Annotated in this window: 9 protein-coding genes; 8 read left to right on the forward strand and 1 reads right to left on the reverse strand. The window is 71.9% G+C overall.

Annotation, left to right across the window (positions count from 1 at the left end; all coding sequences use genetic code 11):
* Positions 1 to 213 precede the first annotated feature (213 nt).
* Positions 214 to 2664 (reverse strand): DEAD/DEAH box helicase, encoded by a 2451-nt coding sequence (locus tag ACZ3KP_RS35085; protein ID WP_467504548.1) that lies wholly within the window; start codon positions 2662 to 2664, stop codon positions 214 to 216.
* A gap of 81 nt (positions 2665 to 2745) precedes the next feature.
* Here ACZ3KP_RS35085 and bldG point away from each other — a divergent pair, with 81 nt between their 5' ends.
* The 8 genes from bldG to tmk all read left to right on the forward strand — a co-directional run bounded on the left by bldG (position 2746) and on the right by tmk (position 16055).
* On the forward strand, positions 2746 to 3087 hold the full coding sequence (bldG, locus tag ACZ3KP_RS35090; RefSeq protein WP_010986038.1) for an anti-sigma factor antagonist BldG: 342 nt from the start codon (positions 2746 to 2748) through the stop codon (positions 3085 to 3087).
* 241 nt (positions 3088 to 3328) lie between these two features.
* A complete protein-coding gene (locus tag ACZ3KP_RS35095) occupies positions 3329 to 3763 on the forward strand; it encodes an ATP-binding protein (protein WP_132889469.1) in 435 nt (144 codons plus the stop codon).
* A gap of 330 nt (positions 3764 to 4093) precedes the next feature.
* Positions 4094 to 6499, forward strand: a complete 2406-nt coding sequence (locus tag ACZ3KP_RS35100) for a sodium-translocating pyrophosphatase (RefSeq protein WP_467504550.1) — start codon at positions 4094 to 4096, stop codon at positions 6497 to 6499.
* Positions 6500 to 6776: 277 nt separating this feature from the next.
* Complete coding sequence (locus ACZ3KP_RS35105) at positions 6777 to 7406, forward strand: small secreted protein (protein WP_467504551.1); 630 nt, start codon at positions 6777 to 6779, stop codon at positions 7404 to 7406.
* Positions 7407 to 7496: 90 nt separating this feature from the next.
* Positions 7497 to 9026 (forward strand): DUF7059 domain-containing protein, encoded by a 1530-nt coding sequence (locus ACZ3KP_RS35110; protein WP_467504553.1) that lies wholly within the window; start codon positions 7497 to 7499, stop codon positions 9024 to 9026.
* A gap of 247 nt (positions 9027 to 9273) precedes the next feature.
* Entirely contained in the window at positions 9274 to 9471 is a 198-nt protein-coding gene (locus ACZ3KP_RS35115; RefSeq protein WP_132889465.1) for a hypothetical protein, read from the forward strand.
* Between the two features lie 254 nt (positions 9472 to 9725).
* The gene (gene topA / locus ACZ3KP_RS35120; RefSeq protein WP_467504555.1) at positions 9726 to 12587 is read left to right on the forward strand and encodes a type I DNA topoisomerase; all 2862 of its coding nucleotides are present in this window, start codon (positions 9726 to 9728) and stop codon (positions 12585 to 12587) included.
* Positions 12588 to 12743: 156 nt separating this feature from the next.
* A complete protein-coding gene (tmk, locus tag ACZ3KP_RS35125; protein ID WP_467504557.1) occupies positions 12744 to 16055 on the forward strand; it encodes a dTMP kinase in 3312 nt (1103 codons plus the stop codon).
* Positions 16056 to 16132: the final 77 nt, after the last annotated feature.

Below are 16132 nucleotides of genomic sequence, written 5' to 3' on the forward strand. Positions count from 1 at the left end.
GAGCGGGGTCTGGTGCGTCCGGCTGCACGGCGGAGGAGCCGTGGCCGATCAGCCGCTGCCGCGGCGGGCGACGCGGTGGGGGCACCTCCCGGCCGCAGGCTGGGGGACGTCGGCGACCGACGACAACGCCGCTGGGGGTCCCCCCACGCCTTTCGGGCAGTGGGGGAGGGCGTGCCAGACCCCGCGTCTGCGGCATGATCCGCCGGACAGCCCCTAGTCCGGCGCCCCCTTCAGCAGCACCGTGAGGAGCCGTACCGCCCCCCGCTTGTGCAAGGGCTCGTTCCCGTTGCCGCACTTGGGGGACTGGATGCAGGAGGGGCAGCCGGCGTCGCACTCGCACGCGGCGATCGCCTCCCGGGTGGCCGTGAGCCAGGTGCGGGCCGTGTGGAAGGCGCGCTCCGCGAAGCCCGCGCCGCCCGGGTGGCCGTCGTAGACGAAGACCGTCGGCAGGAGTGTGTCCGGGTGCAGCGGGATCGACACGCCGCCGATGTCCCAGCGGTCGCAGGTCGCGAAGAGCGGGAGCAGGCCGATGGAGGCGTGCTCGGCGGCGTGCAGGGCGCCGCCGAGGATCTCCGGGGCGATCCGGGCCTCGTCGAGCTGGTCCTCGGTGACGGTCCACCACACCGCCCGGGTGCGCAGCGTACGAGGAGGGAGGTCGAGTTTCGTCTCGCCCAGGACTTCGCCGGTGATGAGCCGGCGCCGGAGGAAGGAGACCACCTGGTTGGTGACCTCGACGGAGCCGTAGCAGAGACGGCCGTCGCCCCAGGGGACCTCGACGTCGGTCTCCAGGACGGAGATGGCCGTGGTGTCGCGGGCGACCGTGGAGTACGGCGGGTCGGCCTGTTCGACCAGGGCCACCGAGTCCTCCAGGTCCAGGGACCGCACGAGGTACGTGCGGCCCTGGTGGAGGTGGACGGCGCCCTCGTGGACGGTGGAGTGCGCGGCGCTCGCGTCGACCGTGCCGAGCAGGCGTCCGGTGCCCGCCTCGACGATCTGCACCGGGCGGCCGCCCTCGCCGCGGATGTCGGTGAGGTCGGCGGCCCGCTCCCGCCGGGTCCAGTGCCAGGCCCTGGTGCGCCGGCGCAGCAGCTTCGCGGCCTCCAGCTGCGGCAGCAGTTCCGCGCAGGCCGGCCCGAAGAGGTCGAGATCGTCGTCGGTGAGGGGGATCTCGGCCGCGGCGGCGCACAGGTGCGGGGCGAGGACATAGGGGTTGTCGGGGTCGAGGACCGTCGATTCCACCGGTTGGTCGAACAGCGCCTCGGGATGATGGACGAGGAAGGTGTCCAGCGGGTCGTCGCGGGCGACCAGCACGGCGAGGGCACCCTGGCCGGAGCGGCCCGCGCGACCCGCCTGCTGCCACACAGAGGCCCTCGTACCCGGGTACCCGGCGATCAGTACGGCGTCCAGGCCGGAGACGTCCACACCCAGCTCCAGGGCCGTCGTGGCGGCAAGTCCGAGCAGCTCCCCGGAGTGCAGCGCGCGTTCCAGGGCGCGCCGCTCCTCGGGGAGGTAGCCGCCGCGATAGGCCGCGACACGCCGGGCGAGGGAACGGTCTACCTCGGCCAGCCGCTCCTGGGTGATGACGGAGATCAGCTCCGCGCCGCGTCTGGAGCGCACGAAGGCGACGGAGCGCACGCCCTGCACGGCGAGGTCGGTCAGCAGGTCGGCGGTCTCCGCGGTGGCGGTACGGCGGACGGGGGCCCCCTTCTCGCCGTGCAGCTCGGTCAGCGGCGGCTCCCACAGGGCGAAGACCAGTTCGCCCCGCGGAGACGCGTCGTCGGCGACCTCCACCACCGGCAGACCGGTGAGCCGGCGGGCGGCGACGGCCGGTTCGGCGGCGGTCGCGGAGGCCAGCAGGAAGACCGGGGAGGCGCCGTAGCGGGCGCAAAGACGGCGCAGCCGGCGCAGTACCTGGGCGACGTGCGAGCCGAAGACGCCCCGGTAGGTGTGGCACTCGTCGATGACGACGTACTTCAGCGACTTCAGGAAGGAGGACCAGCGCGGGTGCCCGGGGAGAATCCCGCGGTGCAGCATGTCCGGGTTGGTGAGGACGTAGTTCGCGTACTGGCGGACCCACTCGCGTTCCTCGTACGGCGTGTCGCCGTCGTACACCGCGGGGCGCACGGCGTGGCCGAGCGGTTGTGAAAGTTCCTTCACCGCTCTGCACTGATCGGCCGCGAGAGCCTTGGTGGGCGCCAGGTAGAGGGCGGTGGCCCCGCGGCCGTTCGGTGCCTCGGACCCCTCCAGGAGGGTGGACAGGACGGGCACGAGGTACGCCAGGGACTTGCCGGAGGCGGTGCCGGTGGCGACCACCACGGAGTCGCCGTCCAGGGCGTGCTCGGCGGCCAGTGCCTGGTGCTCCCAGGGGTGCTCGATGCCGCACTCCCGCACGGCCGCGATCACCTCCGCGCGAATCCGGTCAGGCCAGACGGCATGCCGACCCGCGCGCGGGGGCAAGTGCTCCGTATGAGTGATGCGCGAAGCCCGGCTCGGCCCGGAGGCGAGCCGGTCCAGGACCGTGCCCGGAGAGAACCCGGACACGGCCGGAACCGGCGGTCGATCGGATCGGTGATTTATGGCCATCGGGACCGAGTGTGTCACCGGCTTGACGGACAATGGGGCCAAGGCGTCGTGCACGCCTGCCGGTAAGTGATTGAATGCCATCGCGGCTGGCGAACGTCCCAGGGGCCGCAAGCCGAGGTGTCCCGAGGGGCGACCGCTCGATAGCAAGGTGCTGGAGGATCCGTGGACCTGTCCCTGTCGACCCGTACAGTCGGCGATCGTACGGTCGTCGAGGTCGGTGGCGAAATCGACGTATATACCGCGCCCAAGTTGCGCGAGCAGCTGGTCGAGCTGGTGAACGACGGGAATTTCCACCTCGTCGTTGACATGGAGGGCGTCGACTTCCTCGACTCCACCGGGCTCGGCGTGCTGGTCGGCGGCCTGAAGCGGGTGCGTGCCCATGAGGGTTCGCTGCGCCTGGTGTGCAACCAGGAGCGCATTCTGAAGATCTTCCGCATCACCGGCCTCACCAAGGTGTTCCCGATCCACACCTCGGTCGAGGAAGCGGTGGCGGCCACCGACTGACCCGGACCGGCCGACGCGCCCCGGACCGCCCATCGGTCCCCGGCGTCCGGCCGGTCTCCGGCACGAGCGCGTACATCCGGTACGCGCCCGCCTGCCACCCCAGCCCGTTCGGGCCCGCGTGCCCGTGCCGGCAGCCGTTCACGGGCCGCAGTGCCCACGGCGGACGCAATTCATCGGGGTCCGGGTTCTCGGCGGCCCGGCCCCCCACCGCACGCCCGTAGTTCCGTTCCGAGGGGGACGTATGGCCACCGTTGAACTCCGCTTCAGCGCGCTGCCCGAGCACGTCCGCACCGCCCGACTGGTGGCGGCGGCGGTGGCTCGCAGGGCCGGGGTGGACGAGGCCGTCCTTGACGAGGTCCGGCTGGCCGTCGGCGAGGCCTGTTCCCGAGCGGTGGGTCTGCACCAGAGCTCCGGCATAACCGAGCCCGTAAGGGTCGCGCTGATCGAGGAGGAGAAACAGTTCTCCATCGAGGTCGGCGACGACGCGCCCCGCTCCGCTCCCGGTGACCGGGCATCCGGTGCCTCGGCGGAGGCGGACGTGGAGGCCGAGGAGGACGAGATGGGCCTCGCGGTCATCAGCGGTCTCGTCGACGACGTGGAGGTCACCGCCGGGGAGAACGGCGGGTTGATCCGCATGACCTGGCCGACCGTCCCGCCGGGGGTCGCGCTCACCTGAGAGCCACCTGATCGACGACAAGAAGGGCCCTGCGAGCAGGGCCCTTCTTGTTATTTTCCGTCGGATGTCACCCGGTCGCCCGAATTCGTGAACCAATTCACGATCGATGTCCGGCAGATCGCCGGATAATTCGATCAAGCGCCGATTGCTCCACCGGTGATCGTCAATGCTTTTAGGCCGTTACCACTTTCGGGTTCGGTGGCCTGACCTCGATCATTTGCTGAAGAGCACGAGAAGGCCAATTCCGTTTACCGGCCCCTGTTTAGATCACTCCCGGGTACCTAGAATCCGTCCACATCTTGAGCTCAGCCCAAGCGTCAAGGAGGACGAATGGCGGGGCTTTCTACCCCTCATCAGTTGGGCCACCCCACACCCCTCGCGGCCGCGGTCCTGACCGACGACAACCGGGTCCTGGTGGCGGTCATCGCCGCCGTGGCGCTGGCCGCGCTCGTGGTCGCCTGGATCCTGGTCCGTCAGGTACTCGCGGCGGGCGAGGGCACCGACAGCATGAAGAAGATCGCGGCGGCGGTCCAGGAAGGCGCGAACGCCTATCTGGGCCGGCAGTTGCGCACGCTCGGCGTATTCGCCGTCGTGGTGTTCTTCCTGCTTCTGCTGCTGCCCGCGGACGACTGGAATCAGCGCGCGGGCCGGTCGATCTTCTTCCTGATCGGCGCGGCCTTCTCGGCGACCACCGGTTATATCGGCATGTGGCTCGCCGTGCGCAGCAATGTGCGGGTCGCCGCGGCGGCCCGCGAAGCAACCCCGGCGGAAGGCGAACCGGAAAAGGATCTCACCGCCGTCTCGCACAAAGCCATGAAGATCGCTTTCCGCACGGGCGGCGTCGTCGGCATGTTCACGGTGGGGCTCGGCCTGCTCGGCGCCTCCTGCGTGGTGCTGGTCTACGCGGCCGACGCGCCGAAGGTGCTCGAGGGCTTCGGCCTCGGCGCCGCCCTCATCGCCATGTTCATGCGTGTCGGCGGTGGCATCTTCACCAAGGCCGCCGACGTCGGCGCCGACCTGGTCGGCAAGGTCGAACAGGGCATTCCGGAGGACGACCCGCGCAATGCCGCGACCATCGCCGACAACGTGGGCGACAACGTCGGCGACTGCGCGGGCATGGCGGCCGACCTCTTCGAGTCGTACGCGGTGACCCTGGTCGCCGCGCTGATCCTCGGCAAGGCGGCCTTCGGCGACTCCGGGCTCGCCTTCCCGCTCCTGGTGCCGGCCATCGGTGTGCTCACCGCGATGATCGGCATCTTCGCGGTGGCGCCGCGCCGCAGCGACCGCAGCGGCATGACCGCCATCAACCGCGGCTTCTTCATCTCCGCGGCGATCTCGCTCGTGCTCGTCGCGATCGCGGTCTTCGTCTATCTGCCCGGGAAGTACTCCGACCTCAACGGCATCACGGACGCGGCCATCAGGGGCAAGGGCGGCGATCCACGGATCCTCGCGCTCGTCGCGGTCGCCATCGGCATCCTGCTGGCGGCCGTCATCCAGCAGCTGACCGGCTACTTCACCGAGACCAACCGGCGTCCCGTCAGGGACATCGGCAAGACCTCGCTGACCGGCCCGGCCACCGTGGTCCTCGCCGGCATCTCGGTCGGCCTCGAATCGGCCGTCTACACCGCGCTGCTGATCGGCCTGAGCGTCTACGGCGCGTTCCTGCTCGGCGGTACGTCGATCATGCTGGCGCTGTTCGCGGTGGCGCTGGCCGGCACCGGTCTGCTCACCACGGTGGGTGTGATCGTCGCCATGGACACCTTCGGTCCGGTCTCCGACAACGCCCAGGGCATCGCCGAGATGTCCGGCGACGTCGTGGGCGCGGGCGCGCAGGTGCTCACCAACCTGGACGCCGTCGGCAACACGACCAAGGCCATCACCAAGGGCATCGCGATCGCCACCGCCGTCCTCGCGGCGTCGGCGCTCTTCGGGTCGTACCGGGACGCGATCACCACCAACGTGCAGGACGTGGGGGCGAGACTGACCGGTGCGGGCTCGCCGCTCAGCCTGTCGATGGACATCTCGCAGCCCAACAACCTCGTCGGCCTCATCGCGGGCGCGGCGGTCGTCTTCCTCTTCTCCGGACTCGCCATCAACGCGGTGTCACGATCGGCCGGTTCGGTGGTCTTCGAGGTGCGGCGGCAGTTCCGCGAGCACCCCGGGATCATGGACTACACGGAGACGCCCGAGTACGGCAAGGTCGTCGACATCTGCACCAAGGACGCCCTGCGGGAGCTGGCCACGCCGGGACTGCTCGCCGTGATGGCGCCCATCTTCGTCGGGTTCACGCTCGGCGTCGGCGCGCTCGGCTCCTACCTCGCGGGCGCGATCGGCGCGGGCACCCTGATGGCCGTCTTCCTGGCCAACTCCGGTGGCGCCTGGGACAACGCGAAGAAGCTCGTCGAGGACGGCCACCACGGCGGCAAGGGCAGTGAGGCCCACGCCGCCACGGTGATCGGTGACACGGTCGGCGACCCCTTCAAGGACACCGCGGGTCCCGCGATCAACCCGCTGCTCAAGGTCATGAACCTGGTGTCGCTGCTCATCGCGCCCGCGGTGATCAAGTTCTCCTACGGTCATGACAAGAGCATCGGCGTCCGGATCCTCATCGCGGTGCTCGCACTGCTCGTGATCGTCGGCGCGGTGTACGTCTCCAAGCGGCGCGGTATCGCCGTCGGTGACGACGAGAGCTCCGAACGGGTGGCCAAGTCGGCCGATCCGGCGGTGGTTTCGTAGGCGGTCCTACGACGCCCACCGGGGCGCTCGCGAAGGGTCCCGGCCAAGGAGCGGGCGGACGGCGCGTGTTGACGCGCCGTCCGCCCGTTTCGCTCTCCCGCGCCAGTGCGGCCCCCTCCCTCCGGCTACGCGCCCGATTAGTGGAGAAACAGACCTGTGTGCGTGGTTTCGTCGTGAGCCTTCTCTCCCCTCAGTGAATCGGCATAAAAGCGGATCAAAAGGCGCCGATCGTGAGGGTGGCGGCCGTCCGCCGTGTAGATTCCGGGGGCCGAGAGCCATGGAAGGGACCGATCCGGTGAACAAGAAGCTCGCGGCCGCACTGTCCGGCGGTGCGGTACTGGTAGGTGCGCTGTCCGGGTGCAGCAGCGGTGACAAGGGCCCCGACCCGAAGCTGATCGCCTGGGCCAAGACCGTGTGCGACGCGGTGCCGGCGCAGGACGCGAAGATCAAGGCGGCCAACGAGGCGATCGCGCAGACGGCCTCGAACACCACGAGTTCGCCCGAGACCATCCAGAAGACCGACTCCCAGGCCTTCCAGGACATGTCCGACGGCTACAAGGCGCTCGCGGCGGCCATCAGCGGTGCGGGGGCGCCCCCCGGGGTCGACGACGGCGCCAAGCGCCAGCAGGACGTCGTCAAGAACCTCGACAGCCTCTCCGCCTCCTACGCCGACCTGAAGAAGAAGGTCGACGCGCTGAACACCAAGGACCAGGCGAAGTTCGCCTCCGGGCTGCACGACGTCGCCTCCCAGATGGCCGACCTGGAGACGCAGAACAAGAGCGGCACCCAGGCCCTGGAGGCCCTGGAGCAGGGCGACGTCAAGAACGCGATCGCCGAACAGGCCAGCTGCAAGAAGGTCACCACGACGTCGGGGGCCTCGGCGTCGGCCTCGTCGACGGCGGGCTGACGCGGGCGTGGCACTCCGGTCGGCTGTGGGCCGGCCGGCGGATTCGTGCGGGTGCGCTGGGCCCGCGTGCCATGGGGCGCGCGGGCCACAATGGAGGGCGTGACTGACTCCGGCCTCGCCACCCTGCCCGCCTCCGACCGCCCCGACGTCGCCGCCCGGCTGCGCACCGCCCTGCTGGGCGCCTCCTTCACCGCCGACGGGCTCCTGGAACTGCTCGGCGCGCCCGCGTACGCGGCGCTGGCCCGCAGTGAGACCGTGCCCGCACTCCGGGCGACCCGCGGGGACACGCCGCTGGAGACGCTCGTGCGGCTGTTCCTGCTCCAGCAACCCGTGCCGCACGCGCGCGTGGCCCGCTTCCTGCCTGTCGACGACCTCCTGGAGGCCGGCTGGCTGACCGCCGTGGGCGGTGCCGAGGTCGCCGCCACCGTGGACGTCCGGCCGTACGGCGGACCCGACGGCGAGGACTGGTTCATCGTGTCCGACCTCGGCTGCGCGGTCGGCGGCGCCGGCGGTGTCGGGCAGCGGAACGAGGAGGTCGTTCTCGGGGTCGGCGGCGCGTCCACGACGCTCGCCGGCATCACCGTCCGTACGCCCGTCTCCGCCGCCCTCGACCTCGGCACGGGCTCCGGGATCCAGGCCCTGCACGCCGCCCGGCACGCCACGCGCGTGACGGCGACCGACCTCAACCCGCGCGCGCTGCACATCACGGCGCTCACCCTGGCGCTGTCCGGCGCGCCCGCGGCCGACCTGCGCGAGGGCTCGCTCTACGAGCCGGTGAAGGAGGGGGAGACGTACGACCTCATCGTCTCCAACCCGCCGTTCGTGATCTCGCCCGGAGCCCGGCTCACCTACCGGGACGGCGGGATGAGCGGGGACGATCTGTGCCGCTCGGTCGTTCAACAGGCCGGGGAGCGGCTGGCCGAGGGCGGGTTCGCGCAGTTCCTCGCCAACTGGCAGCACGTCGAGGGGGAGGACTGGCAGGACAGGGTCAGGTCGTGGGTGCCGCGTGGCTGCGACGCGTGGATCGTGCAGCGCGAGGTGCAGGACGTCAACCAGTACGCCGAGCTGTGGCTCAGGGACTCCGGCGACCACCGCGGCGACCCGGCGCAGTACCAGGCGCGGTACGACGCGTGGCTCGACGAGTTCGAGGCGCTCAAGGTGAAGGGGGTGGGATTCGGCTGGATCACGCTGCGCAGGACGGGCGCCGCCGTGCCCTCCGTGACCGTCGAGGAGTGGCCGCATTCGATCGAACAACCGCTCGGCGACACGATCCGCGCCCACTTCGAACGGCTCGACTATCTCCGTGATCACGACGACGCCGGTCTCCTCGAAGGGCACTTCAAGCTCGCCGTCGAGGTGGTCCAGGAGCAGGTCGGGCTGCCCGGTGCCGAGGACCCGGAGCACGTGGTGCTGCGCCAGCACCGCGGGATGCGCCGCGCGACCAAGGTGGACACGGTGGGCGCCGGGTTCGCAGGGGTGTGCGACGGCACGCTGAGCGCGGGGCGGATTCTCGACGCCATCGCCCAGCTGGTCGGCGAGGACCCGGTGCTGCTGCGCGACCGCACCCCCGCGCAGATCCGGCTGCTGGTGGAACAGGGGTTCCTGGAGCCGGCCGGCTGACGGCGGCCCCCGCGCCGCCCGGGGCGTCCGGTACCGGCCGGGGCGGGATCCGGACACGCCGGGAATGGAAAAGGGCCGGAAAAATGTGGCCCCCGCGTTCGCCGGGTAGCCAGCCGATCGCATGTTCGAGTGAGTTACGCCTCCTCGTTCACCTCGATTTCTTCTGCCCGCCGTCCGCCCGCCGTCCCCGCGTGCCAGTCTCCGCAGGCTGGACACGCACGGACGGCAGGGAAGGGGCGCACGGGTCATGGAGAGCGGACCGGCGATCTTCGCGGGGGTGGTGTTCGCCCTGTTCGGAGGTGCACTGCTGGGGTGGACGGGCACCCGGGTCCGGCGCGGCGAACCCGTCGCCCAGGGGGTGGGGCAGGTCGCGTCGGCGGCCCTCGCGAGCCTCGTCGCGGTGGTCGCGCTGGTCCTCGGGGCGTACTGCCTGACCCGTCCGTGAGGATGCCGCGGGAGTAAGGGGAGCGTCACGCTCCGGGTGGCGCCGGGGGTCGGGCGGGGACTCCGGGCGGCAGGAATGGCGGTAGTCGGGTTACCGTTCGAGTGGCCGTTGTGGGCTTTTCCCGTTTGACACGGGGGCGGGATGTACCGTCACACTCCGCAGCGTCACCAAGTGAGCGGGCATCCGTGTCCGTGCCACGACCCCGGGAGCAAGGCCTGGGGAGGCCCCAGCGTCGACCGGAGAGAAGAGCGAAGTTGTCCCCGACCAGCGAGACCGCACAGGGCGGCCGCCGACTCGTCATCGTCGAGTCGCCTGCCAAGGCGAAGACGATCAAGGGCTATCTGGGCCCCGGATACGTCGTCGAAGCGAGCGTCGGGCACATCCGTGACCTTCCCAACGGCGCCGCGGAGGTGCCCGAGAAGTACACCGGCGAGGTCCGGCGCCTCGGCGTGGACGTCGAGCACGACTTCGAGCCGATCTATGTGGTCAACGCCGACAAGCGGGCCCAGGTCAAGAAGCTCAAGGACCTGCTGAAGGACTCCGACGAGCTCTACCTCGCCACCGATGAGGACCGCGAGGGCGAGGCGATCGCCTGGCACCTCCAGGAGGTCCTCAAGCCGAAGATCCCCGTCAAGCGGATGGTCTTCCACGAGATCACCAAGGACGCGATCCGGGCCGCCGTCGCCAACCCGCGCCAGCTCAACCAGAAGCTCGTCGACGCCCAGGAGACCCGCCGCATCCTCGACCGCCTCTACGGCTACGAGGTCTCGCCGGTCCTGTGGAAGAAGGTCATGCCGCGACTGTCGGCCGGCCGCGTCCAGTCCGTGGCCACCCGGCTCGTCGTCGAGCGGGAACGCGAGCGCATCGCGTTCCGGTCCGCCGAGTACTGGGACCTGACGGGCACCTTCGCGACCGGCCGCGCGGGCGATCCGTCCGACCCGTCCTCGCTGGTCGCCCGCCTCCAGGCCGTCGACGGCAGGCGCGTCGCCCAGGGCCGTGACTTCGACTCGCTCGGGCAGCTCAAGAGCGCGAACACCCTCCACCTGGACGAGGCGAACGCCCGCGCCCTCGCCGCCGCGCTGGAGAACACCCGGTTCGCGGTCCGCTCGGTCGAGTCCAAGCCGTACCGCCGCTCGCCGTACGCCCCGTTCCGTACGACGACCCTCCAGCAGGAGGCCTCGCGCAAGCTCGGTTTCGGCGCGAAGGCCACCATGCAGGTGGCCCAGAAGCTGTACGAGAACGGCTACATCACCTACATGCGTACCGACTCCACGACGCTGAGCGACACCGCGATCGCGGCCGCCCGCGCCCAGGTCACGCAGCTGTACGGTGCCGACTACCTGCCTCCGGCCCCGCGGACGTACGCCGCCAAGGTCAAGAACGCGCAGGAGGCGCACGAGGCGATCCGCCCCTCGGGTGATCGTTTCCGCACCCCGGCGGAGACCGGCCTGACCGGCGACCAGTTCAAGCTCTACGAACTGATCTGGAAGCGGACCGTCGCCTCCCAGATGAAGGACGCGACCGGTAACTCCGTCACCGTGAAGATCGGCGGCACCGCCTCCGACGGCCGGGACGCCGAGTTCAGCGCCTCCGGCAAGACCATCACCTTCCACGGCTTCCTCAAGGCCTACGTGGAGGGCGCCGACGACCCGAACGCCGAGCTGGACGACCGCGAGCGCCGGCTGCCCCAGGTCAGCGAGGGCGACGCGCTGTCCGCCGAGGAGATCACGGTCGACGGGCACGCCACCAAGCCCCCGGCCCGCTACACCGAGGCCTCGCTGGTCAAGGAGCTGGAAGAGCGCGAGATCGGCCGCCCGTCGACGTACGCGTCGATCATCGGCACCATCCTCGACCGCGGCTACGTCTTCAAGAAGGGCACGGCCCTCGTGCCGTCCTTCCTGTCCTTCGCCGTGGTCAACCTCCTGGAGAAGCACTTCGGCCGGCTGGTCGACTACGACTTCACCGCCCGCATGGAGGACGACCTCGACCGCATCGCCGCCGGCCAGGCCCAGGCCGTGCCGTGGCTCAAGCGCTTCTACTTCGGCGAGGGCACCGCCGTCGGCGGCGCGGCCGACGCCGGCAACGGCGACGGGGACCACCTCGGCGGCCTCAAGGAGCTGGTCACCGACCTCGGTGCGATCGACGCGCGCGAGGTGTCCTCGTTCCCGGTGGGCAACGGCATCGTGCTGCGGGTCGGGCGCTACGGCCCGTACATCGAGCGCGGCGAGAAGGACGCCGAGGGTCACCAGCGCGCGGACGTTCCGGAGGACCTGGCGCCGGACGAGCTGTCCGTCGAGCTCGCGGAGGAACTGCTCGCCAAGCCGAGCGGCGACTTCGAGCTGGGCACCGACCCGGAGACGGGCCACCAGATCATCGCCCGCGACGGCCGCTACGGCCCGTACGTCACCGAGGTGCTCCCCGAGGGCACCCCGAAGACCGGCAAGAACGCGGTCAAGCCGCGCACCGCGTCGCTCTTCAAGACCATGTCCCTGGACACGGTCACGCTGGCGGACGCGTTGAAGCTGATGTCGCTGCCGCGCGTCGTCGGCACCGACGCCGAGGGCCAGGAGATCACCGCGCAGAACGGGCGGTACGGGCCGTACCTGAAGAAGGGCACGGACTCGCGTTCGCTCACCTCCGAGGACCAGCTCTTCACGATCACCCTCGAAGAGGCGCTGGGGATCTACTCCCAGCCCAAGCAGCGCGGCCGGGCCGCCGCCAAGCCGCCGCTGAAGGAGCTGGGCACCGACCCGGTCAGCGAGAAGCCGGTCGTGGTGAAGGACGGCCGTTTCGGTCCGTACGTCACCGACGGGGAGACCAACGCGACCCTGCGCTCCGGCGACAGCGTCGAGACGATCACCCCCGAGCGCGGCTTCGAACTGCTCGCCGAGAAGCGGGCGAAGGGGCCCGCCAAGAAGACGGCGAAGAAGGCGCCCGCGAAGAAGACCACGACCGCCAAGAAGACCACGACCGCCAAGAAGGCCGCACCCGCGAAGAAGACGGCCGCCAAGAAGACCGCGGCGAAGAAGACCACGACCGCCGCGGCCGCCAAGAAGACGACCGCCGCGGCGAAGAAGACGACGGCCGCCTCCCGGACGGCGACCGCGGAGGACTAGCCCGGCACCGAGCCGTCGTGAACCGTCGGCTCACAACGGTCACATCCGTCACATCGGCTTCGCATTGCGAACGCCCCGGCATCAACTTGGTGTCGGGGCGCGCGTACGTCGGGACGGTCGCCGCGGGCTGTCGGTGGCTGCCGATAGGCTGAAAGCATGACGCGAGCCGATCAGCCAACGGCCCCCCAGACAGACCCGGACGACGCGCTGGTAGCGGATTCCCGCGAGCGCGCCGTCCGCTCGCTGCTGCGCCGACCCGAGCTGAGGCGGTTGTGGAGCGCCCAGCTGGTGAGCGGAGTGGGCGACAGCCTGGCACTGCTCGTGCTGGTCGTGCTGACGCTCCAGGCGGCCGTCGCCGAAGGGTCGTTCGGCGGCGGCTACCGGGGCGTGGCGTTCGCGGTGGCGATCGTCTTCGGGGTGCGCATTCTCGCCACTCTCCTCTTCGGCGCGGTCCTGCTGGGCCCGCTCACCACCCTGACCGCGACCGACGGCCCGCTCGACCGCCGCTGGACCATGGTCGGCGCCGACGGTCTGCGCGCCGTCCTGCTGATCATCGCCCCCCTGTGGATCGACTGGACACCCGGCAACGCCCCGGCCCTGCTCCTGGTGACCGCCTTCGTCACCGGGATCGCCGAGCGCTTCTGGACCGTCTGCCGGGAGAGCGCGGCCCCCGCGCTGCTGCCCGCCCCGCCCCTGGAGGGCGCGACGGTACGACCGCTGCCCGACCACCTGGACGCCCTGCGCCGGCTGTCGCTGCGCACCACCTTCCTCGCCGTCCCGCTCGCCGCGGCCACGCTCGTCGCCGCCTCGCTGGTCAACAACCTCCTGGGCACGGGCATCGCCTGGTTCGCCCAGCACCAGGCGGCCCTCGGCTCGTACGTGGCGGCCGGCCTGTTCGCCGGGTCGCTCTCCGTGCTGGTCTACCTGGAGGTGCCCGGCACCCGCACCCCGCGCCCGCGGTCCCCGCTGGAGGGCCTGCGCCGCCCCAGGACCGGCACCGGCACCGACACGGGCCGCACCGGCGCCATCCCGCTGCTCGTGCTGGCCTGCGCGGCCGTCGCCGGGGCGATCTCCGCGGCCGTCGCCGTCTCCGTGCTGCACGCCAAGGACCTGGGCGGCGGCCCGGTCCTGTACGGCCTGCTGGTGCTCGCCCTGACCGGTGGCGTCGCGGTCGGCATCCGCACCGCGCCCCAGCTGCTGCCGACGCTCTCGCGCCGCCGGCTGCTGTCGCTGGCCATCGCCTTCACCGGCGTCGCGCTGCTGGCCGCGGGCCTGGTCCCGGACGTCACCACCGTGGTCCTGGTCGTCGCGCTGGCCGGGATCGGCGCCGGCGTCGCCGCCAACACCGGGCACACCCTGCTCGACCAGGAGACCGAGGACTTCCGGCGGGCGCGCACGACCGAGCACCTGCACGCGGTGGTCCGGGTCGCCATAGCGCTCGGCGCGCTGATCGCGCCCCTGGTGGCCGCGCTGATCGGCCCGCACCGGCTGGAGAACGGCAAGTTCGTGTTCGCGCACGGCGGCGCCGCGTTCACCCTGATGCTGGTCGGCGCGCTGCTGCTGCCGGTGGCCGCGCTCGTGCTGGCCAAGGTCGACGACCGCGCGGGCGTACCACTGCGCCACGACCTGCGGGACGCGCTGCTCGGCGGCGACGACCCGGACGAGGCGCCCACCGCCAACGGTTTCTTCATCGCCCTGGAGGGCGGCGACGGCGCCGGCAAGTCCACCCAGGCCGAGGCCCTCGCCGAGTGGATCCGAGCCAAGGGCCACGAGGTCGTCCTCACCCGCGAGCCGGGCGCCACCCCGGTCGGCAAGCGGCTGCGCTCGATCCTCCTCGACGTGTCGTCGGCCGGTCTGTCGCACCGCGCGGAGGCGCTGCTGTACGCCGCCGACCGCGCGGAGCACGTCGACACCGTCGTCCGGCCCGCCCTGGAGCGCGGCGCGGTCGTCATCTCCGACCGGTACATCGACTCGTCCGTCGCCTACCAGGGCGCGGGCCGCGACCTGTCCCCGACCGAGGTGGCCCGCATCAACCGCTGGGCGACCGACGGCCTCGTGCCGCACCTGACCGTCCTGCTGGACGTGGACCCGGAGACCGCCCGCGAGCGGTTCACCGAGGCGCCCGACCGGCTGGAGTCGGAACCCGCCGAGTTCCACGCGCGCGTGCGGGCCGGTTTCCTCACCCTGGCCGCCTCCGATCCCGGCCGCTACCTGGTGGTCGACGCCGGCCAGGAGGCCGAGGCCGTCACCACCGTCGTCCGGGCGCGCCTGGACACCGTGCTGCCGATGTCGGAGGCCGAGATCAAGGCCGCCGAGGAGGCGCGCCGGAAGGCCGAGGAAGAAGCCCGCCGCAAGGCCGAGGAGGAGGCCGCCCGCAAGGCCGAGGAGGAGCGCCTGGAGCGGGAGCGCCAGGAGCAGCTCGCCAAGCTGCGCGCCGAGGAGGAGGAGCGCAAGCGCCGCGAGCTGGAGGAGGCGCAGCGCCGCGAGGCCGAACGGCAGGCGGAGGAGGCCCGGCTGCGGGCCGAGGAGGCGCGCAAGCGTGCCGAGGAGGAGCAGGCCAGGCTGCTCGCCGAGGAGAAGGCCCGCGCGGAGGCCGAGGCCCGCCGCAAGGCCGAGGAGGAGCGGCGCCGCAAGCAGGCCGAGGAGGAGGCCCGGCTGCGCGCCGAGGCCGAGGAGCGGCGCCTGGAGAAGCAGCGCAAGGCCGAGGAGGCCCTCGTCAAGGCCGAGCAGGCGCGGCGCGCCGCGGCGGAGGCGGCGGCAGCGGCGGACGCGGCCGCCCACCGGCCGGCGGTCCCGCAGCCGAAGGCGCCCGGCGTCACCCCGGAGGCGACGACCATGCCGACGCCGGTGGTGCAGCCGGCGGGCCGGGACGACGAGACGAAGGTGCTGCGTCCGGTACGGGACGAGCCGGCGTCGGCGGCCCGGCAGTCCGAGTCGGAGTCCGAGGTCACGGCGAAGCTGCCGCAGCCGCCGGTGCCGGGCAAGGAGCCCCGGGGTGCCGCCGACGAGACGGCGGTGCTGCCGCCGGTGCCGCCGGGCGCGGCTGACGAGACGGCTGTGCTGCCCCCTGTGACGCCGGGAGGTGCTGCCGACGAGACGGCGGTGCTGCCGCCGGTGCGGTCCGGCGCGGCCGACGAGACCGCCGTGCTGCCTCCGGTGCGCGACGACGCCTCGGCGGCCGGGGACGGCCCGGCGGACCGGATGCCGCGCGGCTTCTTCCGGGACGAGCGGACGGGCGGGAGCCCCGACGGTTCCGAGGACCGCACGCGCGAGCTGCCGCAGATCGACGCCGACGCCGAAACGGGTGCCGGTGCCGACGGTCCGGCCCGGCGGCGCCCCCGGCCCGACTGGGCGGAGGAGACCCCGCTGGACGACCTGCCGTCGCTGGCGGACGAGCTGCTCGGCTCGTACGAGGAGCAGGGGCCCGACGACGAGCGTGGCCGCCGGGGTCGCGGGCGACGCGGCTGAAACGCGGGCGGGCGCGGCCGCGGGCCGCGCGGGCATGACGCGAGCGTGCGGGGGCGGCGCCGACCGGTGCCGCCCCC

It is taken from the genome of Streptomyces sp. NPDC020958, from assembly GCF_055562175.1.